The sequence below is a fragment of the Streptomyces sp. 3214.6 genome (assembly GCF_900129855.1).
Lineage (GTDB): Bacteria > Actinomycetota > Actinomycetes > Streptomycetales > Streptomycetaceae > Streptomyces > Streptomyces soliscabiei.
Genome location: NZ_LT670819.1, coordinates 5,747,235 through 5,765,742, shown reverse-complemented (window position 1 = coordinate 5,765,742; position 18,508 = coordinate 5,747,235). Strand labels below are relative to the sequence as shown.

Here is an 18,508-nt window from a genome sequence, read left to right as displayed (position 1 = left end):
CCGGTCCCGCACCATGTGGAGTCCGTACGGGCGGGGTTGAGGGGAGCCGGAACCGACTCCAACGGCGCGCACCCCCGGAGCGCCTACTCCGGGGGTGCTGTTCGGGCCGTTTCACCTGCTAGGGAGACCACGACCCATGAACACCATCGTGACTGTTCAGGACGCTGTTACCGCGTTCGCCGACTTCATGGAGCCGACGGCTGCGGAGCTGGACGCGATCGAGCTGGAGTCCCCGCTGATCCTGGCGGAGGTCGACCTGCTCGACGCCCAGATCATGACCCTTGACCGTCCCGCGAACGAGGTGGACGCCCGCCGGATCCGCCGGGCCCCCAACCGGGTGCTGGCGGCCCGTCGGGACCTGGCCAACGGCCCGGCCGGCGCGCTGCTGCCGGGGGGTGCGGCATGAGTGCCTCGCCGAAGCTGACCGCCGCGCACGCTGAGGTGAAGGCGGAGATCGCCCGGACCGACGCCAAGACGGCCCTGCTGCTGGCATTCGTCGGCGCGGTCCTGGCCGGCGCGTGGACGATCGCCCGCGACGTGCCGCTGAACGTCCCTGCCGGCATCGCGGGCGGTTCGGGCATGGCGTTGCTGGTCGGCGCGGCCGCTCTGCTGCTGCGGTCGGTGCGGCCGAACCTGCGCGGCCGGCACGGCTTCCCGCTGTGGGCCACGCTCACGCCGGATGAGATCACCGCCACGGTCGACGGCGGCGACCTCGCCGCCGACGTCGCCGGACTGTCCCGCCTGGCCGTCGCCAAGTTCACGAGCCTGCGCCGCGCGGTCGACCTGACCTGGGCGGGCGGAGCGCTCCTCGTCCTCGCCGTGCTGCTCACGGTCGGGGGTGCGGCATGAAGGTCAAGACCGTACTGCCGGCCGTCGCCATGACGGCCGTGTCCATGGTCCTCACCCTCGCCGTGGTCGTGATGTGGCTGGGCAGCGCAATGCCGTGGCTGGTCGCGCTGGTCGTCGGCGTCGGCATCGACGGGGGATGGCTGGCCATACTCGCCTACGAACGCCGCCTGGCAGCGCAGGGCGACCACAACCGCACCGTGACCGCCGTCGGCTGGTTCTTCGGTCTGATCGCCACGGGCGTTCTGGTCGCTCACGCGTTGACCGCTGGGGAGGCGGCCGGCGCGTGGCTGGCCGTGGCGTGGCTGCCGATCGCGGCCAAGGCGCTGTGGCTGGTGCACGGGCTGTGGGAGCGCACCGCGCTCACCCCGGTGGCGCTGGACGCCATCGCGGGCATCCAGCAGGAAGCCCGCGACGAAGCGGCCGTGGCCCGCGCCCGACTGCACGCCGAAGCAGCCACCGAGGAGACCCGGCTGACGGCCGTGACGCAGGCCGGCGCGCGCGTCGCACGCGTGCAGGCCAAGACCGCCGCAACCCTCGCCGGGGCCTGGTCGACGCTGGAGACGGCGCGGCGCGGCGAGGACACGGGCAGGGCGCTGACCAGCGTGACGACCCGCGTCACACCCGACGTCACACCCCGCTGGGAACTGCCCGTGTGGGGCCCCACGGAGGCCGTGCCGGCGCTCGCTCTCGCGCTTACCGACGAGGCTCTCGACCGAGTGGTGCACGAGATCCGGCACAGCCAGACCCCGGCCCTGTCCTACCGCGAGATGGCCGCCCGCTTCCGCGCGGCCGGCCACTCCGCATCCGAAGTCCGCTTGCGTGAGGCATGGAAGCGCGTGGTCGCCGCATGAGCGTGCGGTTCTGGGACCCGGACGGCACGACGTACGGCATCCCCACCTACCCGCTGCGCATGGCCCCCGAGGGCCTCGCCACCCGCCGCCAACTGAGGGCGCGTGGCCTGCGGCCCGCTGGTCAGCAGGTGGCCGCTCAACTGCTGTGGCGCTACCCGCGCGGCATCGCGGCCGCCTACCTCTACCGCATCGACCTGGCCAAGCCGGTCCGGCCGATGACGCCGGGCCGGTGGCGGGCGCACGAAGCGATGATGCGTCCCCGCCGCACCTGCCCCGCCTGCCGTCGCGACGTCGGCTACGTCATCCGCACGTCCATCGGCACGTGCGAGTCCTGCGACACCCGCCCCGCCGCCGACCTGCGGCAACCCGCCTTGAGGAGTAGCTGACCATGGGCAACGCCGACACCCGCCGCCTTGACCGCGAGATCAGCAAGACCACCCGCAAGTTGGAAGCGGTCCGCAAGGGCGAGATGTGGCCGCTGACCAGTGCCGAACGCCGTGCCGTGATCGGCGCGCTGGCCGGCGGCTCCTACCGGGTCCTGCGCGGCAAGAGCACCGGCCGCGAGGAGAACCGGCTGGACTCCGTCGCGAGCTCGGCCGAGACCCGGCTGACCGCCGAACTGACCGCGCTGCACATGGAGCGTCAGCGGATCGTGCGCGAGGCCGCCGCCGCCAAGGCCGCGAAGAAGGCCTCCGGCTGGTGGTGACGCCCGCCCGGCTCGCCTGAACACCCCACGCCGGGACGGCCCCGCCCGTCCCGGCCCCTCTCCCTCCTTGTCTGCCTGCCTTCCTGCCCCCGTCGTGGGGTGTTGAGGAGACTTCCGCATGTCCGAGAACGTCGTTCAACTGCACAAAGACCCCACCCCCGCCGCACCGACCGTGCTCACGGTGGTGCCCGACCCCACGCCGCCGGCACCGACGCCCCTGTGGGTGCGCTCCGGCCGCGCCGTGAAGACCGCCGTCACGCACGAGCACACCCGCACCGCCGGCCGCGCCGTCGCCCGCCACACCCTCTACGTGGCCGGCGGGGCGCGGATCGTGGCCCGCCGCACCTGGGACGGCAAGACCGCCGCCCGCTACGAGCGGTTCATGCGCGCGGCGGAAGCCGCGGGGAACATGGAGGCTGCTGCGGAATGGGAGGAGCGCGGGCAGCGCTACCGCGACGCCCGCCACCGCCGCCGCATGGACCTGCTCCACTCCCCGCTGGACGCCGCCAAGGGCGTCGCCGTAGGCACCGGGATGGGCATCGGGTCCCTGGTCGCCCTCGGCATCGTCATGGCCATCGCGAACAAGGACGTCAAAGACGTCGTCACCCCCATCGCGGCCGTGATCGAGTTCATCAACCTACTGATCACCATCATTCAGGTGGTGTGGGGGCCGCTGGTCTCTTTGGGCCCGTTCCTCGCCCTGCTCGCCCTGTGGGCGGTCGGCAGCAAGCAGCAGGCCGCGCCCGCGTGGGCGCTGCCCGCCAACGTCCGGTCGGGCGAGGGTGAGCCGATCACGCCGTCGATCGTGGTCAAGGCCCTGCGCGACCTCGGAGTGCCCGCCCTGCGCAACGCCATCAAGGAGATGGGCGACGCCGGCGCGTCCATGCTGGGACCCATCCGGATCGCCGGTTGCGGGGTCGAGGTGGACGTCACGCTTCCGTCCGGGGTGGCGACGATCGAGGTGCAGAACCGCCGCCGGAAGCTGGCGGAGAACCTGACCCGGCATGAGCACGAGGTGTTCATCACGATCCCGGAGGCCGCGCGCACGGTGCGGCTGTGGATCGCCGATTCCGGGGCGCTGGACGAGCCGATCGGCCCGTCCCCGCTGGTCACCGACGAGACGATGACCGCGAACTACACGACGGGCCGCGCCCCGTGGGGTCAGGACCTGCGCGGCGACGCCGCATCGCTGAGCGTCTATCAGCGGCACCTGCTCATCACGGGTCTGTCCAACCAGGGCAAGACCGCCGCCCTGCGCTCCCTCGCGCTGTGGCTGGCTCTGGACCGGTCGGTGGAGTTCTGGGTGGGCGACCTCAAGGGCGCAGGGGACTGGAACATGTTCGACGGGATCGCCTCGCGGCTGATCCAGGGCCCGACCGACGACCACGTCATCCAGGTCACGGAGATGGCCGAGGACGCGGTCGAGGAGATGAACCGCCGTCTCCAGGCCCCGCCCGGCACCGAGTTCCCGCCGCTCATCGTGATCGTGGACGAGGCGCAGGTCGCGTTCATGTGCCCGGTCAAGGACGAGGACAAGCGCCCCTACGGCGGGTCGTCCTCGACCTCCCGCTACTTCATGGCCGCCCGGAAGATCCACAACCAGGGGCGGGCCGTGAACGTGCTGCTGTGGCAGGGCACGCAGGACCCGACCGACCAGAACCTTCCCAAGCTGGTCCGCGAGGGCGCGCACACCCGTGCCTCGCTCGCGCTGGGCACCGCGTCGCAGGCCGTCATGGCACTCGGGGAGAAGGCCGTCAACGGCGGTGCCGCGCCGCACCTGCTGCGTCAGGGCCTGGACAAGGGAACCCTGGTCGTCGCCTCCGACGGCATCGAGATCCCCAAGGGACAGACGTCCATCACGGTGCGCACGCACTACATCAGCACCGACGACGCCAAGGCGATCGCGGCCCGGGCCAAGGCCGTGCGCGACGGCGTCACCACCGTGCACGTGATCGAGCGGGGCGAGGAGCGCGACCCGCTCGCCGACGTCTTCGCCGTCCTCGGGGACGCCTCCCGCGTCCTGACGGCCGACGTCCTCAAGCGGCTCACCGCGTTGAACGCGGACGCCTACGGCCGGTGGACGCCCGGCGACCTCAAGCGCGTGCTGGAGGACGCCGGCGCGGAGCCCTACAAGTCCGACGGCCGCATGGTCGTCGGCCGCGACCGCGTCGCCCGCGCTCTCGCCAACCGCGACGGCGAGGGTTCCGCTTCCGCCGACGGATGAAGGGAGGCGACCCCTCCCCGGGGCAGGGAGGCAGGGAGAACTCCCTCACCCCCTCCCTGCCCCGCCTCCCTGGCCCTGACCTGCACAGATGATCTCTCAGGGAGGCAGGGAGGCGCGCAGGTCAGCACCCCTGAAACCCCCTTCTGAAGCCTTCCCGAAGGGGGTGGCTCCGCCTCCCTGACCGACCACCGGGAGGGATTCCGCATAGCCCCACACCCATCCGTCGCGCGCCCTCGAAGGAGGACCCATGCGCCGCTCCGACCCGCCCGGCAACCTCGCCCCGCACATCCCCGCCGACGCCTACCACCGCGCACAGGCCACCGGCCAACCCGTCGTGATCGTCGTCCACACCACCGACCACCACGGCCGCCCCCTCAGCGCCTACCTCTACCCGCTCGCCGTCGCCACCGCCGGCGCGATCGGCGTCTTCGCCACCGTCGCCGCCCTCCTCGCCCTGCTCGACTTCGCCGTCCACACCGCCGTCGCCATCGCCGCCGCCTCCGGTCCGATCAGCGTGGGCGGCGTCAGCCTCAAACTCTTCGGCTCCAAGCGCTGACCAACCCCGAGAGGAACCACCCGTGTTCGAGATCCGCATCATCTGCGACCCTGCCGACTCCGACCGCGTCACCGACGCCCTGCAGACCGCGTTCAAGGCCGGACGGGTCACCGTCTTCCCCACCGCCGACGGCAAACGTCAGCGCCTCTACCTCGACGCCGACCACGCCGACGTGTGGCCCGAGCCTGAGCAGGCCTACGCCGACGCCCCCACGATCCCCAGCGAACTCGACTGGATCGCTCACACCCTCGGCACCGCCGCTTGCTACACCAAGCTCGAACGCAGCTACTACCTGCGCAAAGCCGCCGTCCTCGACCGCATCGCGCTCGCCGACGGAGCCGACCACCGCGACGACGACACCGCCCACATCGCGGCCACGTTCCTGGTCGACCTCGACGACGCCCACGCCGACTGCGACCCCCGCGCCTACGTCCGCCAGCAATACGCCCTCATGACCACCGACGACCAGTAGCTACGCCAAGGGCGACCCCCCATTCCGCCAAGAAGTCGGGGTCGCCCTTGTCCAGCCAGTCACCCATCAAGGAACTGGAGACAACCAGCATGCCCCACGACGCCCGTTCCACGCTGTTGCGCGCAGCGCTGGAGGCCGCAGAACGCGGTTGGCACGTCTTCCCCCTGCGACCCGGCACCAAGCGCCCCGCCCTCCACGGCGAGACGGCATGTCCCCTCACCGGCCCGTGCGCGGGCGGTCACCGTAAGTGGGAGCAGCGCGCCACCACTGACCCCGACCGCATCCGCGGCACCTGGTCGCACGGCCCGTTCAACGTCGGCATCGCCACCGGCCCCTCACGGCTGGTCGTGATCGACCTCGACATGCCCAAGGCCAAAGACGACAAGGGCAGTTCGGACGCGCCTTGCGGCGCGACAACCTTTGCAGCGCTCTGCGAGCGCGCCGGCCACGCCGTCCCCACCACCTACCGGGTGCGGACCGCGAGCGGCGGGGATCACCTGTACTTCACCGCCCCGGACGGGATCCGGCTGACCAACACGGCGGGCAGCGTCGCCCCGTTGGTCGACACCCGCGCGTGCGGCGGATACGTCGTCGCGGCAGGCTCCATCACCGCCACGGGAGCGTACGAAGCGCTGTGCGGCCCTGAGGCGGTCTCTCTGCCCGAATGGCTGCTGAGCAGCCTTCAGCCCGCCCCCAAGCCCGTACAGGCCCCCACAGGGGCCGTAGCGGGGCAATCCCGCCGATACGCGGACGTAGCGCTCACCAACGAAGTGTCCAACGTGGCCACCGCCGCCGACGGCACCCGCAACGCGACCCTGCTGAGGGCCGCGCGCGCCCTGGGACGGTTCATCGCGTCCGGCGACCTCACCCGCACCGTGGTCGAGGACGCTCTTAGGGGAGCGGCGGGGGCCAACGCCACACAGTCACAGCGCTACTACGACGACGTGATCCGGCGCGCGCTGGACTGGTCCATCACCCACAACACGCCCCGGGGCAGGGCCGCATGACCAACCCTCCCCCCTCTAAGAGCGTCACCCCCGCCCCCGACCAGCCGTCCGCCGCCGAACCGGCCCTGTCCCTGGCGGCCGGGGGCGTGCCGAGGGTCGCCGCCCGTCAGGGCGTCTCTTCTGCTCTTGCCCATGACCCGGACGCGGTCATCGTCACCGGCATCTGGCCCGGTCTTCAGGTGCAGTTCACGAGCCCTCCGGTCGCGGACTGGCTGTGTTCCTGCGGCCACCACGAACGCGCCCGCGGCCGTGCCGCAGTCATCGAGCTGACCACCCGCGTCAAGGTCGGCCACTGCCCCCACCGCACCGCCCCCGCACAGGAAGGCAGGGCCGCCGCGTGATGGACACCCGCACCACCGACACCGAGGAACTGCCCGCACCCTCCAACCCGTTGGCCGTCGCCCGCCGTCTCCTGCCGGATTGGCAGACCGAGGACGGCAAGCTCGTGTGCCGACGCTGGCGCGCATCGTGGATGCGCTGGACCGGCACCTGCTGGCGCGAGCTGGACGAAGCGCAGGTGCGCAAGGCCATGTACGAGCGGCTTGAGCACACCGTCTACAGCGCCCGCGGCAAGGACGGCGAACCCGAACAGCGCGACTGGGCACCCACGAAGCAGAAGATCAGCAACCTTCTCGACGCCCTCGGAGCCCTCACCCTCCTGCCCACCGACACCGACGCACCCACCTGGCTCGACACCCACGGTGACGGTGAGCAGGACGACGGAACGATCGTGGCGTGCGAGAACGGCCTGCTCAGGATCCGGGACCGGGCACTGCTGCCGCACGGGCCCGACTTCTTCAACCTCGTCTCCGTCCCCTTCGCCTACGACCCCGCCGCGACCGCGCCGACGTGGGAACGGTTCCTGGCGCAGATCTGGCCCGACGACCCCGACGCCATCGCCGCACTACAAGAGTGGTTCGGCTACGTCCTGTCCGGCCGCACCGACCAACAGAAGATCCTGCTCATCGTCGGGCCGTCCCGGTCCGGCAAGGGCACCATCGCGCGCGTCCTCAAAGAGCTGGTCGGCAAGGAGAACCTTGCCGGCCCCACCCTCGCCGGCCTGGGCACGAACTTCGGTCTGGCCACCCTGGTCGGCAAGCCGCTCGCGGTCATCTCCGACGCCCGCCTGTCCGGCAACGACAGCAGCCAAGTCGTCGAGCGACTGCTCACCATCTCCGGTGAGGACACCATCGACGTCGACCGCAAATACCGTCAACAGTGGACCGGCAGGCTCCCTACCCGGCTGATGCTGCTGTCCAACGAACTGCCGCACTTCGGCGACTCCTCCGGAGTCATCGCCAAACGGTTCGTGCTGCTCAACATGCGGGTCTCGTGGCTGGGCAAGGAAGACACCACCCTTACCGACCGCCTCGCAGCCGAGATGCCCGGCATCCTCAACTGGGCTCTCGACGGCCTCGCCCAACTCCAGCGCACGGGCCGGATCACGGAACCCAAGTCCAGCCGTGAAGCGGTCACGACCATGCAGGACACCGCCTCACCCACCAGCGCGTTCGTCCGCGAACGCTGCGCCACCGGACCCACGTGCAGCGTGCCCGTGGACACCCTGTGGAACGTCTGGCGCGAGTGGGCCGAAGACAACGGCGTACGCCCCGGCACCAAACAGGTCTTCGGCCGCAACCTCCTCTCCGTGGTCCCCCAACTCAACCGCTCCCGACCCCGCGACGCCTACGGCCGACAGGTCGTCACCTACACCGGAATCACGGTGAACGTGTCTGAACCACATTTGCCTGAGTCGCGACTCATCGCGTCTCAAGACCCCTGTGAGAGCCGCTGAGTGCCGATGAGTCGCGACTCAGAGGAATGTGAATCCAACCTCCGGAGGACGCAGTGACGCCCCCTCTCCTCGAAGAGACCGGCCCCCGCGCAACTCTCCGCGGCGGTCTCCCCGATCGGTACCTCAACCCCGACGACGTCGCCGAGATCTTCGACGTCCCCGTCGAAACCGTCTACCAGTGGCGCAAGAAGCGCACCGGGCCGCCCGGGTTCCGCATCGGCAAGTACGTGCGCTACGACCCCGCCGACGTACGCGCCTACGTCGACCGGCGCAAAGCCGAGGACGCGGCCGCAGCGTAGGCCCGCCTCCACCACACCACCGAGCAGGGAGAGCCGTGCACACAGCTCTCCCTGCTGCATGTCGACGAGAGGACAACTGCCACATGGCAGGCCACATCCAAGACCGATGGTTCAAGACCGTCGCCGGTCCCAACGGTCACCCCGTCAAGACCCAAACCGACCGTCATGGAACGGGTCTCCGGTACCGGGCCCGGTACGTCGGTCCGGACGGCACGGAGAAAAGCAAGTCGTTCCGTGACAAGGAACTACGCCTCGCCAAGCAGTGGCTTGCGCAGGTCGAAGCGGACATGACGCGCGGTCAATACATCGACCCCCGCGCCTCCCGGATCACGTTCCGGCAGTACGCGGAACGGTGGGTGCGGACACATACGGGCGAGATCAACAGCCGTGAGGCTGCGGAACGTCGGCTCCGTCTGCACGCCTACCCGCACATCGGGTCGCGCCCCCTCGGCTCGTTCAAGCCCGAGCACATCCGGGCCTGGATTGCCGACTTGGAAGCCACCGTGCCGGCCGAGTCTCACCGCCGCATCATCGTCGGCACCGTCTCAGCGGCCCTGAGTGCGGCGGTCGACGACGGGATGCTCAGTAAGAACCCCTGCCGGGCCCGCACAGTGCAGCTCCCGAAGCCCGGGAAGCCCCACGTGACGCCCTGGACGGCCGCTCAGGTCTTCGGGGTGCGGGATGCCCTCGACTGCCGCCTACGGGCCGCTGTGGACGTCGGGGCGGGGTGCGGACTGCGCCAAGGCGAAATCTTCGGACTGTCCGTCGATGAACTCGACTACGAGCGCGGCTGGCTGCACGTCGGCCACCAGCTCAAGCGCATCCGGGGCAAGTACGTGTTCGCTCTGCCGAAGGGTGGCAAAGTCCGGGACGTGCCGCTTCCTCAAGCCGTGGCAACGGCGCTTCGAGACCATGTGGCAGCGTTCCTGCCGGTCGACGTCACGCTCCCCTGGCGCACGCCGGATGGCCCCCTCGTGACGAAGCGGCTCGTGTTCAGCGGTGTCGAGGGTCGGCACGTGCGCGTAAGCCACATCAATGACCACCATTGGAAGCCTGCCCTGGCCGTCGCGGGCATCATCCCGAAGCCGGAAGCAGGCGAGCGGTACGCGTCGGCGCGCGAGCACGGCATGCACGCTCTCAGGCACTTCTATGCCTCGGTGCTGCTGGACGCGGGCGAGAGCATCCGGGCCCTGAGTTCGTACCTCGGTCACGCCGACCCTGGGTTCACGCTCCGGACGTACACGCATCTGATGCCGAGCAGTGAGGGACGCACCCGAAAAGCTGTCGACAGCGTGTATGCCAAGCCGCCTACTGACACGTCCCGCTGATGCCAAAATGGCACTTCTGTGATCGGTGGGGGGTGTATGGGAAGTTCACCGAATAGTGGTGCCGGCTGCGCAGGTGGCTGCTTCGGCATCTTCCTGCTGCTGTCAGGCGCAAACGGCATCGTTCTCTGGCAGGACGGTGCGATCGGGCGAGGAGCTACGCAGTTCCTAGTCACCCTGCTCATCGCCGGTCTCTGCTTGTTTGCCCTGGTCCGAAAGATGGGGCCCTGGCCGGGGTGGGACTTCTTTCGCCCCGTCCCTCCAGCTCCAGAGGCTGACGAGATCGTGATGCCCTTCCCCTGCCCTGCCGAAGTCACCTCGTACCAATCAATGAGCGCCCGAGAGTTCGAAGAGGCGATCGCCCGGCTGTGCGTGAGGGATGGCTGCGGAGATGCTGCCGCGATCGGAGGGGCGGGTGACCTCGGTGCCGACGTACTCGCCACTACATCCGACGGACGCAGACTCGTCGTGCAATGCAAACGCTACGGGACGGCCAGAAAGGTCGGATCCCAAGATCTACAGCGCTTCGGGGGCACCTGCTTCACTGTCCATAGAGCAGACGTCGCTGTCGTCGTGACCACCGGCGGGTTCACCCGCCCAGCGATCGAGTACGCGGCGATGCAGAACATCGTACTCGTCGACAAACATGATCTTGAGGCCTGGTCTGGGCGCACGGGCCCCGCGCCATGGCAGCAGATGGGCAGCGGCACGTGGCGCTGAGCCTCATCACGGCCCAGAGACGGCCCAGACCGCCTAGGACGGCCCCAGCAAGCGGCGAACGCGCTGGTCGGACCCCTTTCGGGCCGGATTGCGCAGACTTCATCTATTTCTGGCCTTTGTACACGGGGACGTCGATCCCGATCGACAACTGGCGTTCACGTATGTGGTTGGACACCTGGGTCTAACGATTCCGGAAACTGTCGCCCCGCGCGTCACCCTTTCCGCTTACTGTGACCCTGAGAAGAACTTTCTGAACACGTTCAGAATGCGCCCGTGAGGCGGGGACGGGTTCGGGGGGATCCGTCGGGTCCGGCGGGTCCGGCGGGGTCAACGGGGAGGGTGCACAGCATGCGCAAGGGGGCCAAGGCAGCCATTGTCGGGTCGGTGTTCGCCGTGATGGTGGGCGGGGCCGGGTATGGCGCCTTCAATATCGTGAACGCGCTCAACGGGGACGACGACGGCGGCGCGCCGGGGTCGTCCGAGCCGGTGGCCGTGAAGACCGGGCCGCCCAGCGGCTCGGAGGTGAAGGACACGAGCGGCAAGTTCTTCGCGGCCTGGGAGAAGGGGCAGGCCGCGGTGGCCGCCCAGCTCACCAACAACGCGGCGAAGGCCGGGCCGTTGCTGACCTCGTACGGCCAGGCCGCGCACATCACCGGCGTGAAGATCACACCGGGCGCGGCGGTCGGGGACAGCGTGCCGTTCAGCGTCAGGGCGACGGTGTCGTACGACGGGAAGTCCAAGCCGCTGGCGTACCAGAGCCGGCTCACCGTCGTACGCGGGCTCACCACCGGCAAGGCGCTGGTGGACTGGCAGCCCTCGGTCGTGCATCCCGAGCTGAAGAACATGGACGACACGCTGGTCACGGGTGCCTCGGCGGCACCGCCTATCGAGGCCGTGGACCGGGACGGCAACGTCCTGACGAAGGAGAAGTACCCCTCCCTGGGGCCGATCCTGGACCAGCTGCGCGCCAAGTACGGGAAGGAGGCGGGCGGCACGGCGAGCGTCGAGCTGGCGATCCACCACGCCGCCCCGGACACCGCCGACACCCCGCTGCTGACCCTCGCCGAGGGCAAGGCGGGCAAGCTGACCACCACGCTCAGCGCGAGCGTGCAGGCGGCGGCGGAGCGGGCGGTGCAGAAGTACGCCCAGTCGTCGGTGGTGGCCGTCAAGCCGAGCACCGGCGAGGTGCTGGCCGTCGCCAACCACCGGACGGACGGCTGGAACGCCGCGTTCCTGGGGGAGGTCGCGCCCGGCTCCACCATGAAGATCATCAGCGCGGCCACCCTCATCGACAACGGGCTCACCACCGCGAACGGCCCCGCGCCCTGTCCGCCGTCGGCCGTCTCGGAGAGCCAGACCTTCAAGAACATCAAGAACATGAAGCCGAACGAGAACGCGACGCTCTCGGAGAGCTTCGCCCGCTCCTGCAACACGGCGTTCGTGAAGTTCGCGGACTCGGTGAAGGTCGACTCGCTCACCAACGAGGCCCGCGACCGCTTCGGGATCGGTCTCGACTGGCAGACCGGCATCCCGTCCTTCGACGGCTCCGTCCCGGCCGCCGGCGGCCCGGACACCGCGGCCGGGCTGATCGGCCAGGGCAAGGTCCAGATGAACCCGCTGAACATGGCCTCGGTGACGGCGACCGCGATGACGGGCACGTTCCGGCAGCCGGTGATCGTGCCGCTCAGCCTCGACGACCGTGAACCGGCACACGCGCGTGGACTGTCGTCGAGCACCGTGCAGCAGCTGCGCTCCATGATGAACCGCACCGCCACCAGCGGCACCGCCGCCGAGGTGATGGCCGGGCTCAGGGGCCAGATCGGCGCCAAGACCGGCTCCGCCGAGGTCGACGGCCAGACGAAGTCCGACAGTTGGTTCACCGGCTACCAAGGCGACGTCGCCGCCGCGGCGATGACCCAGGACGGCGGCCACGGCGTCGACGCGTCCGGCCCGATCGTGGTGGAGGTACTGCGGGCGGGCTGAACCGGCCACTGCCGCACCGGCCTGGCCCACCGGGCCAAGCGGACGGGCCACGCGGACGGGCCACGCGGACGGGCCACGCGCACCGGCTCCGAGGTGGCTGACGTCACATATGACGTCACTCCCACAGCACGGGACTCTAGTGTGGTTGCCGTCGTTGGGGTCAATGAGGGCAACGAGGGCAGTGGGGCTGGGGGGAAAGTCCCTGAGGATCCGGAGGATCTGGGCAGTGGGCAAGAGAAGGCGTGTCGACGAGCGGAGCAGCACGAGCAAGCGGCGTCCCGCCGTCGTCGGCGGCATGATCGCCGTCGTGGTCGGCGGGGCGGGGTTCGGCGTCTACGCGCTGTACGGCGGCGGGGCGGCGGCCGACGAGGGCTCGGCAGCGGCCGCCAACGGCAAGCAGATCCCGCGGGTCAGGGCCGACGCACCTTCGACGGCCGAGGCGAAGACCCTGGCCGCGACGTTCCTGACGGCCTGGCAGCAGGGCAAGGTGGACCGGGCCGCCGCCATCACGGACGACTCCGCCGCCGCCACCGCCCTCCTGACCGGCTACACCAAGGACGCCCACGTCACGGGCGTCACCCTGACCGCCGGCGCGCCCTCCGGCACCAAGGTCCCGTTCTCCGTGACGGGCACGGTGAAGTACAAGGACGTCAGCAAGCCGCTGACGTACTCCAGCGCGCTCACCGTCGTACGCAACCCGAAGAACGGCAAGGCGCAGATCGACTGGCACGCGTCCGTCGTCCACCCGGACCTTCAGGACGGCGACACGCTCGTCACCGGCGAGTCCGGCACGCCGCCGGTGAAGGCCGTCGACCGGGACGGCGGCGAGCTGACGGCCGCCAAGTACCCCTCCCTGGGCACGGTGCTGGACGGCCTGCGGGAGAAGTACGGCAAGAAGGCGGGCGGCAAGGCGGGCGTGGAGCTCCAGGTCGTCCGCGGGAAGGCGTCGAAGGCGAAGAAGGCCTCCGACAAGACGCTGCTGGAGCTCAGCAAGGGCACCCCGGGCACGGTGAAGACGACGCTGAGCCCGACCCTGCAGGCCGCCGCGGAGCAGCAGGTGGCGAAGACGGCGCGCTCGTCGGTCGTCGTGATGCGCCCCTCCACGGGCGAGATCCTCGCGGTGGCCAACGCGAGCCCCGGCTTCAACACCGCCTTCAACGGCTCGCTCGCGCCCGGCTCCACGATGAAGGTCATCACGTCGTCGCTGCTCATCGAGAAGGGCCTGGCGTCGGCGGACAAGGTGCACCCCTGTCCGAAGACGTTCACCTATGGCGGCTGGAAGTTCCACAACGACGACGACTTCCAGATCACCGGCGGCACGTTCAAGGCGAGCTTCGCGCGCTCCTGCAACACCGCCTTCATCAGCCAGGCCCCCGAGCTGGACAACAACAGTCTGACCCAGCAGGCGCAGCAGGTCTTCGGCCTGTCGATGGACAACTGGGCCATCGGCGTCCCGTCCTTCGACGGCTCGGTGCCGGTGCAGTCCGCGGCCCAGATGGCGGCCTCGCTGATCGGTCAGGGCGGGGTGCGGATGAACCCGCTGAACATGGCGTCGGTCGCCTCCACGGTGAAGGCGGGCACGTTCCACCAGCCGTACCTGGTCGCCCCGTCGGTGGACGACCGCACGCTCGCGACGGCCTCGCGCACCATGTCGTCGTCCACGCTGTCGCAGCTGCGGGAGCTGATGAACTACACCGCCGCGGCCGGCACCGCCGCCGAGGCGATGTCGGGCCTCGGCCCGGACTACGGCGCGAAGACTGGCTCGGCGGAGGTCGACAACCAGGACAAGCCCAACGGCTGGTTCACCGCCTACCGCGGCGACCTGGCGGCCGCGGGCGTCGTCCAGGCGGGCGGCCACGGCGGCGACACGGCGGGCCCGATCGTGGCGTCCCTGCTGCGGATGGGCGGCTGAGACCCGACTGGAAGGCCGGTCACACCACTAGTGAGTGACCGGCTGGGCCGTCGCCATGTACGTGCGGCGCAGGAAGCGCAGCAGCGTCTTCGACTCGAACTGGACGACCGAGACGCCGTGCGCGGAGTGGAACTCGACGACGGCCTGGACGCGCCCCAGCGGCCACACCCGCACCTCGCCGGTGCCGGCCGGGGCGCGCAGCCCCTGTTCCAGGAGGCTGCGGGAGAACGTCCACTCGTGCCGGTCGGGGAGTCCGACGCGTACCGAGCGGGGGTCGTCCTCGGGGTCGTAGCGCAGAACGACGGGGACGGCCGTGCGTTCCTCCTCGACCTGGTCCGCGTCCGTGACGATGTGGGCTCGCGCGTACTGCTCGACTACAGACATCGGCCGACCCTCTCACGCAGCGTAACCTGTGCGGAAACTGTGAGTCCGCTTTCGCTCTTCCCAATGTCCCATATTTTCTGGAATACGCGCCTCCGTCCCGACCCATCTCACATCTGCGATAGGCAAGCATCCACGAGAGACAAGTCCCTCGCTCTTGCGAACTGTTCGCATTAAGCCACTATCATCGACGGGTGCACGTACCCGACGGATTCATCAACGCCCCGACCTCCGCCGTGACCGGAGTCGTCGCCGCGGGCGCCATCGCCGTGAGCCTGCGCGGCGCGCGCCGTGAACTCGACGACCGGACCGCGCCGCTGGCCGGCCTGGTGGCCGCGTTCATCTTCGCCGTGCAGATGCTGAACTTCCCCGTCGCTGCGGGAACCAGCGGCCATCTGCTGGGCGGTGCGCTCGCCGCGATACTCGTGGGCCCCTACACGGGGATCCTGTGCGTGTCCGTGGTCCTGCTGATGCAGGGCATCCTCTTCGCCGACGGCGGCCTGACCGCGCTCGGCGTGAACATCACCGACATGGCGATCGTGACGACCGTCGTGTCCTACGCCGTCTTCCGCGCCCTGGTGAAGGTGCTGCCGCGCAGCCGCCGGTCCATCACCACCGCGTCCTTCGTCGCCGCCCTGCTGTCCGTGCCGGCCGCCGCCGTGGCGTTCACGCTCCTGTACTGGATCGGCGGCACCACCGACGTGGCGATCGGCAAGGTGGCCACCGCGATGATCGGCGTGCATGTGCTGATCGGCGTCGGCGAGGCCGTCATCACCGCGCTGACCGTGGGCGCCGTCGTCGCGGTACGGCCGGATCTCGTCCACGGCGCGCGCGATCTGCGGCAGAGGCTCCAGCTGCGGGTGAACGGCGAACTGGTCGACGCGCCCGCCGCAGAGGGGGCGCGCACGACGCCCGTCGCGGCGCGCACCTCCCGGCGCACGCTGTGGGTGACCGGTCTGGTCACCTCCCTCGTCCTGGCCGGCTTCGTCAGCTTCTACGCCTCCACCAACCCCGACGGCCTGGAGAAGGTCGCCGCCGACAAGGGCATCGACAAGCGGACTCAGAAGCACGCGTCCTCCGACTCCCCGCTCGCCGACTACGGCGTCAAGGACATCACCAACGCGCGCCTCTCGGGCGGTCTCGCGGGCGTGATCGGCGTCGGCACGACCGTCGTCGCGGGCAGCACGGTGTTCTGGGCGGTGCGCAGGCGCCGTACGGACGACGTGTCCCCGACGTCGACGAGCGCGTCCACGGGCGCCTCCACGAGCGGCGTCTGACGTCGTGGGAGCGGGACACGCGCACCGGCTCTACCGGCACGGGCACTCGCCCGTGCACGCCCTGCCGCCGCACACCAAGCTCGCCGCCACGTTCGCCTTCGTGGTCGTCGTCGTGTCGACGCCGCGGGAGGCGATGTGGGCGTTCGCCCTGTACGCCGTCCTGCTGGCGTTCGTCGCGTACCACGCGCGCGTGCCGGCCGGTTTCCTGTTGAAGCGGCTGCTGATCGAGGTGCCGTTCGTCGCGTTCGCCGTGCTGATGCCGTTCGTGGCACAGGGCGAACGCGTCGACGTCCTCGGACTGCCCCTCAGCGTCAACGGGCTGTGGGGCGCCTGGAACGTCCTCGCGAAGGGCACCCTGGGCGTCGCCGCCTCCGTGCTCCTGGCGTCCACCACGGAGCTGCGCGCACTGCTTCTCGGCCTGCAACGCCTGAAGCTGCCCCCGCTGCTCGTGCAGATCGCCTCCTTCATGATCCGCTACGGCGACGTCATCACCGACGAGATGCGGCGCATGCGGATCGCCCGGGAGTCGCGCGGCTTCGAGGCGCGGGGCGTGCGGCACTGGGGGGTGCTCGCGAAGTCGGCGGGCGCTCTGTTCATCCGCTCCTACGAGCGCGGGGAGCGCGTGCACCTGGCCATGGTCAGCCGCGGGTACGCCGGATCGATGCCGGTGATCGACGAGGTGACCGCGTCCCGGGCGCAGTGGTCGTACGCCCTGACCCTCCCGTTCGCCGCCCTCGTCGTCTGCGTGTTGGGATGGTCCCTGTGACTGATGTGACGGCTTCCGACGTGACGGTTCCTGGTGTGACGGCTTCCCTCGAGGTCTGCGGCCTCGCCTTCGCCTACCCCGACGGCCACCAGGCCCTGTTCGGCGTCGACTTCTCCGTCGCGCGCGGGGAACGGGTCGCGCTGCTCGGCCCGAACGGCGCCGGGAAGACGACCCTGGTGCTGCACCTCAACGGCATTCTGACCGGCGGCGCGGGCACCGTGACGGTGGCCGGGCTGCCCGTCGGCAAGCGGCACATGGCCGAGATCCGGCGCAGGGTCGGCATCGTCTTCCAGGACCCCGACGACCAGCTGTTCATGCCGACGGTCCGTGAGGACGTCGCGTTCGGACCGGCGGCCGCCGGGCTGAAGGGCGCGGAGCTGGAGGCCCGCGTCGACCACGCGCTCGCGCAGGTCGGCATGGCGGAGTTCAAGGACCGTCCGCCGCACCACCTGTCCTTCGGCCAGCGGCGCCGGGTGGCCGTCGCGACGGTGCTCGCCATGGAGCCGGAGATCCTCGTCCTGGACGAGCCGTCCTCCAACCTCGACCCCGCCTCGCGCCGCGAACTGGCCGACATCCTGCGCTCGTTGGACGTCACGGTGCTCATGGTCACGCACGACCTGCCGTACGCCCTGGAGCTGTGCCCGCGCGCCCTGATCCTCAGCGAGGGCGTGATCGCGGCGGACGGTCCGACCGGCGATCTGCTCGCCGACGACGCCGTCATGCGCGCGCACCGCCTGGAGCTGCCCTTCGGGTTCGACCCGCGCTCGGCCACAATGGGCGCGTGACGAACGAGGCACCCATCGCCGACGGCACGCTGCTCCTCGACGAGCAGCTGTGCTTCGCGCTGTACGCGGCCCAGCGCGCGGTGACCGCCGCGTACCGCCCGCTCCTGGACGAACTGGGTCTCACCTACCCGCAGTACCTCGTGCTGCTGGCCCTGTGGGAGCGCGGTGAGACCACCGTCAAGGAGCTGGCCTCGGCGCTGCGGCTGGACTACGGCACGATGTCGCCGTTGTTGAAGCGGCTGGAGGCGGCGGGGCTGGTGCGCCGGGAGCGCTCGGCGCAGGACGAGCGCACGGTGCTCGTCGCGTGCACCGTGCGCGGCGAGGAGCTGAAGGGGCGCGCGGAGCGCGTGCCCGGCACCCTGCTCGCGTCGACGGGGCTCCTGGCGGCGGAGGTCGCACGGTTGCGCGAGGAGTTGTGGGTGCTCGCGGAACGGGCCCAGAGCGCGGCTGACCGCGCGCGGTAGACGCGGTGGGCCCCGCACCGTGGACGCGGTGGGCCCTGAGCTGAGGTTACCCACGGTTACTACCCCTGGTAAGCATCCACCTCCCTACCGGCCGGTACCTTGTGCACGATGTAATCGGGGAAGATTCCGGGGGAGG

The 18,508-nt window shown here is 70.3% G+C and carries 20 protein-coding genes and 1 pseudogene; 20 read left to right on the top strand and 1 reads right to left on the bottom strand.

Annotation, left to right across the window (positions count from 1 at the left end; all coding sequences use genetic code 11):
• Positions 1–136 precede the first annotated feature (136 nt).
• The 16 genes and pseudogenes from B5557_RS26160 (at position 137) to B5557_RS26080 (ending at position 14,699) form a co-directional block, all read left to right on the top strand.
• The gene (locus tag B5557_RS26160) at positions 137–406 is read left to right on the top strand and encodes a DUF6284 family protein (protein WP_079661743.1); all 270 of its coding nucleotides are present in this window, start codon (positions 137–139) and stop codon (positions 404–406) included.
• Entirely contained in the window at positions 403–849 is a 447-nt protein-coding gene (locus B5557_RS26155) for a Pycsar system effector family protein (protein ID WP_079661742.1), read from the top strand. Before B5557_RS26160 ends, B5557_RS26155 begins: the two co-directional genes overlap by 4 nt.
• The gene (locus B5557_RS26150; RefSeq protein ID WP_079661741.1) at positions 846–1,700 is read left to right on the top strand and encodes a protein spdB; all 855 of its coding nucleotides are present in this window, start codon (positions 846–848) and stop codon (positions 1,698–1,700) included. The genes B5557_RS26155 and B5557_RS26150 overlap by 4 nt, the downstream gene beginning before the upstream one ends.
• Entirely contained in the window at positions 1,697–2,086 is a 390-nt protein-coding gene (locus B5557_RS26145) for an RRQRL motif-containing zinc-binding protein (RefSeq protein ID WP_079661740.1), read from the top strand. Before B5557_RS26150 ends, B5557_RS26145 begins: the two co-directional genes overlap by 4 nt.
• A gap of 2 nt (positions 2,087–2,088) precedes the next feature.
• Positions 2,089–2,406: a hypothetical protein gene (locus B5557_RS26140; RefSeq protein ID WP_079661739.1), complete on the top strand. Its 318-nt coding sequence runs from the start codon at positions 2,089–2,091 to the stop codon at positions 2,404–2,406.
• A 118-nt stretch (positions 2,407–2,524) separates the two neighbouring features.
• Positions 2,525–4,630: an ATP-binding protein gene (locus tag B5557_RS26135; RefSeq protein ID WP_079661738.1), complete on the top strand. Its 2,106-nt coding sequence runs from the start codon at positions 2,525–2,527 to the stop codon at positions 4,628–4,630.
• A gap of 247 nt (positions 4,631–4,877) precedes the next feature.
• Positions 4,878–5,186 (top strand): hypothetical protein, encoded by a 309-nt coding sequence (locus B5557_RS26130; protein WP_079661737.1) that lies wholly within the window; start codon positions 4,878–4,880, stop codon positions 5,184–5,186.
• 22 nt (positions 5,187–5,208) lie between these two features.
• Entirely contained in the window at positions 5,209–5,658 is a 450-nt protein-coding gene (locus B5557_RS26125; protein WP_079661736.1) for a hypothetical protein, read from the top strand.
• 89 nt (positions 5,659–5,747) lie between these two features.
• On the top strand, positions 5,748–6,665 hold the full coding sequence (locus B5557_RS26120; protein WP_079661735.1) for a bifunctional DNA primase/polymerase: 918 nt from the start codon (positions 5,748–5,750) through the stop codon (positions 6,663–6,665).
• Positions 6,662–7,006, top strand: coding sequence for a hypothetical protein (locus tag B5557_RS26115; RefSeq protein ID WP_231976042.1), 345 nt, complete (start codon positions 6,662–6,664; stop codon positions 7,004–7,006). Before B5557_RS26120 ends, B5557_RS26115 begins: the two co-directional genes overlap by 4 nt.
• On the top strand, positions 7,006–8,460 hold the full coding sequence (locus tag B5557_RS26110; protein WP_079661734.1) for a DNA primase family protein: 1,455 nt from the start codon (positions 7,006–7,008) through the stop codon (positions 8,458–8,460). The genes B5557_RS26115 and B5557_RS26110 overlap by 1 nt, the downstream gene beginning before the upstream one ends.
• A 53-nt stretch (positions 8,461–8,513) precedes the next feature.
• Entirely contained in the window at positions 8,514–8,759 is a 246-nt protein-coding gene (locus B5557_RS26105; RefSeq protein ID WP_079661733.1) for a helix-turn-helix transcriptional regulator, read from the top strand.
• Between the two features lie 83 nt (positions 8,760–8,842).
• Positions 8,843–10,087: a tyrosine-type recombinase/integrase gene (locus B5557_RS26100; protein ID WP_079661732.1), complete on the top strand. Its 1,245-nt coding sequence runs from the start codon at positions 8,843–8,845 to the stop codon at positions 10,085–10,087.
• Between the two features lie 294 nt (positions 10,088–10,381).
• Positions 10,382–10,804, top strand: a pseudogene (locus B5557_RS45335) (restriction endonuclease); the annotation flags it as partial.
• Positions 10,805–11,152: 348 nt separating this feature from the next.
• Positions 11,153–12,787 (top strand): penicillin-binding transpeptidase domain-containing protein, encoded by a 1,635-nt coding sequence (locus B5557_RS26085; protein ID WP_079661729.1) that lies wholly within the window; start codon positions 11,153–11,155, stop codon positions 12,785–12,787.
• Positions 12,788–13,013: 226 nt separating this feature from the next.
• Positions 13,014–14,699: a penicillin-binding transpeptidase domain-containing protein gene (locus B5557_RS26080; RefSeq protein WP_079661728.1), complete on the top strand. Its 1,686-nt coding sequence runs from the start codon at positions 13,014–13,016 to the stop codon at positions 14,697–14,699.
• A 27-nt stretch (positions 14,700–14,726) separates the two neighbouring features.
• Here B5557_RS26080 and B5557_RS26075 read toward each other — a convergent pair whose 3' ends face one another.
• A complete protein-coding gene (locus tag B5557_RS26075; protein WP_079661727.1) occupies positions 14,727–15,083 on the bottom strand; it encodes an SsgA family sporulation/cell division regulator in 357 nt (118 codons plus the stop codon).
• Positions 15,084–15,274: 191 nt separating this feature from the next.
• On the opposite strand from B5557_RS26075, the gene B5557_RS26070 reads away from it, so the two are divergent.
• From B5557_RS26070 to B5557_RS26055, 4 genes are read left to right on the top strand one after another with little or no spacing between them, the layout of a single operon-like run.
• Positions 15,275–16,357 (top strand): energy-coupling factor ABC transporter permease, encoded by a 1,083-nt coding sequence (locus B5557_RS26070; RefSeq protein ID WP_079661726.1) that lies wholly within the window; start codon positions 15,275–15,277, stop codon positions 16,355–16,357.
• A gap of 4 nt (positions 16,358–16,361) precedes the next feature.
• Positions 16,362–17,123 (top strand): cobalt ECF transporter T component CbiQ, encoded by a 762-nt coding sequence (gene cbiQ, locus B5557_RS26065; RefSeq protein ID WP_079661725.1) that lies wholly within the window; start codon positions 16,362–16,364, stop codon positions 17,121–17,123.
• Positions 17,111–17,908, top strand: coding sequence for an energy-coupling factor ABC transporter ATP-binding protein (locus B5557_RS26060; RefSeq protein ID WP_079661724.1), 798 nt, complete (start codon positions 17,111–17,113; stop codon positions 17,906–17,908). The genes cbiQ and B5557_RS26060 overlap by 13 nt, the downstream gene beginning before the upstream one ends.
• The gene (locus B5557_RS26055) at positions 17,905–18,372 is read left to right on the top strand and encodes a MarR family winged helix-turn-helix transcriptional regulator (RefSeq protein ID WP_079661723.1); all 468 of its coding nucleotides are present in this window, start codon (positions 17,905–17,907) and stop codon (positions 18,370–18,372) included. The genes B5557_RS26060 and B5557_RS26055 overlap by 4 nt, the downstream gene beginning before the upstream one ends.
• Positions 18,373–18,508 lie beyond the last annotated feature (136 nt).

Coding starts and splice junctions, on each gene's coding strand:
- B5557_RS26100 (WP_079661732.1), top strand. CDS start 8,843: ATGGCAGGCCACATCCAAGACCGATGGTTCAAGACCGTCGCCGGTCCC.
- B5557_RS26160 (WP_079661743.1), top strand. CDS start 137: ATGAACACCATCGTGACTGTTCAGGACGCTGTTACCGCGTTCGCCGAC.
- B5557_RS26135 (WP_079661738.1), top strand. CDS start 2,525: ATGTCCGAGAACGTCGTTCAACTGCACAAAGACCCCACCCCCGCCGCA.
- B5557_RS26155 (WP_079661742.1), top strand. CDS start 403: ATGAGTGCCTCGCCGAAGCTGACCGCCGCGCACGCTGAGGTGAAGGCG.
- B5557_RS26120 (WP_079661735.1), top strand. CDS start 5,748: ATGCCCCACGACGCCCGTTCCACGCTGTTGCGCGCAGCGCTGGAGGCC.
- B5557_RS26130 (WP_079661737.1), top strand. CDS start 4,878: ATGCGCCGCTCCGACCCGCCCGGCAACCTCGCCCCGCACATCCCCGCC.
- B5557_RS26110 (WP_079661734.1), top strand. CDS start 7,006: ATGGACACCCGCACCACCGACACCGAGGAACTGCCCGCACCCTCCAAC.
- B5557_RS26085 (WP_079661729.1), top strand. CDS start 11,153: ATGCGCAAGGGGGCCAAGGCAGCCATTGTCGGGTCGGTGTTCGCCGTG.
- B5557_RS26060 (WP_079661724.1), top strand. CDS start 17,111: ATGGTCCCTGTGACTGATGTGACGGCTTCCGACGTGACGGTTCCTGGT.
- B5557_RS26150 (WP_079661741.1), top strand. CDS start 846: ATGAAGGTCAAGACCGTACTGCCGGCCGTCGCCATGACGGCCGTGTCC.
- B5557_RS26145 (WP_079661740.1), top strand. CDS start 1,697: ATGAGCGTGCGGTTCTGGGACCCGGACGGCACGACGTACGGCATCCCC.
- B5557_RS26115 (WP_231976042.1), top strand. CDS start 6,662: ATGACCAACCCTCCCCCCTCTAAGAGCGTCACCCCCGCCCCCGACCAG.
- B5557_RS26075 (WP_079661727.1), bottom strand. CDS start 15,083: ATGTCTGTAGTCGAGCAGTACGCGCGAGCCCACATCGTCACGGACGCG.
- B5557_RS26140 (WP_079661739.1), top strand. CDS start 2,089: ATGGGCAACGCCGACACCCGCCGCCTTGACCGCGAGATCAGCAAGACC.